Origin of the sequence: Xanthomonas floridensis (assembly GCF_001642575.1) — a bacterium.
Classification (GTDB): Bacteria; Pseudomonadota; Gammaproteobacteria; order Xanthomonadales; family Xanthomonadaceae; genus Xanthomonas; species Xanthomonas floridensis.
This window is the reverse complement of record NZ_LXNG01000053.1, coordinates 1-1,097: the sequence shown is the minus strand read 5'-3', so window position 1 is coordinate 1,097 and position 1,097 is coordinate 1. Positions and strand designations below refer to the sequence as shown.

Here is a 1,097-nt window from a genome sequence, read left to right as displayed (position 1 = left end):
ACCTCGCGCCGTGTCTGCTTGCGCTTGCCGTTGTACTCCGCGTCGCCAAAGCTCAGCTGCATCGAGATCGTCCGCTCGGTTCGTTGATCCATTGTGGCAGTATCAGATGGAGTTGTTCAGACCTTCCTTAGATCACCACGAACATCTAATGCTCGAGGGCGTAAGCATCTGTGGCAGCCTTCGAAAAGTGCGGACAAGCGCCCGTAAGCAGTGACGCCGGCGGATGAAGAGACCTCGCCAGACAGCGCGCTTGACCCTGCCAACCGGTCCCCGCACACTCTGACACGGAGCCTAGAAACTCCACACAGACAGCGGCACCCACCTCCGAGAATTTGGTGGGTTTTTTGTGCTTGGCCATCTGGCCTGGCACTGCTCGGCGTTCTTGCGCCGGGAGGGCGGCGAATACAACACCCGCAAGGGGAATAAGCCCGCCGGCTGTCTGCGGTTTCTAGCCTCCCGGCATCCCGCTGCGTTGTGCAGCGGGAGTCGTCTCAGGCCAAGGAGATGCGCCATGCACGACGAACCCGGGTACCGGATGTCCGAAGGCACGCAATACCACCTGCTACGCGTACGCGATCAATTGCGCCTGCTCGCTACTCTGGCCGCTCCGCGCACCCGCGACGAGGGCACGCTGGGGTCGCCAACGATTCCGCTGCAGCAATGGGCGCACTGCCTGCAGCACCTGGCCGAGCAGGTGGACGATGTGCTTGGGGATTTGAGTACCGCCCCCTAACGCTGTGCCTGTCCCAGTCAGCGCGTCAGCCCCCGCATCCGGTAGGCTGGCCGGTTTAGACTTGGGAGAGTACCTTGCTCTGTATCAGCCCGCCGCACATGCATCTAGGGCGTGTTAACACTAATGAGATAAGCGATTAAACTATCTGGCATGGAGATCACGCCCGCACAATTTGCCCTCATTGAACATTGCTTACCTGCGCAGCGCGGCAATGTCAGCATGACCAACCTGCAGATGGTCAACGCCATCCTTTACGTCGCAGAGCATGGCTGCAAATGGCGGGGCCTGCCCAAGCGCTTTGGCAACTGGCACACGGTCTATACACGCATGAACCGTTGGGCCAAGGCCGGTGTGCTCGACCGGA

At 60.5% G+C, this 1,097-nt stretch carries 2 protein-coding genes; both read left to right on the top strand.

The annotated features are described in order from the left end of the window. Nucleotides 1-511: 511 nt before the first annotated feature. The gene (locus A7D17_RS19245) at nt 512-733 is read left to right on the top strand and encodes an XAC0095 family protein (protein ID WP_064510577.1); all 222 of its coding nucleotides are present in this window, start codon (nt 512-514) and stop codon (nt 731-733) included. Nucleotides 734-883: 150 nt separating this feature from the next. Beyond that, nucleotides 884-1,097: transposase (locus tag A7D17_RS19240; protein WP_153041977.1), on the top strand; the 214-nt coding region annotated here is incomplete at its 3' end.

Coding starts and splice junctions, on each gene's coding strand:
- A7D17_RS19245 (WP_064510577.1), top strand. CDS start 512: ATGCACGACGAACCCGGGTACCGGATGTCCGAAGGCACGCAATACCAC.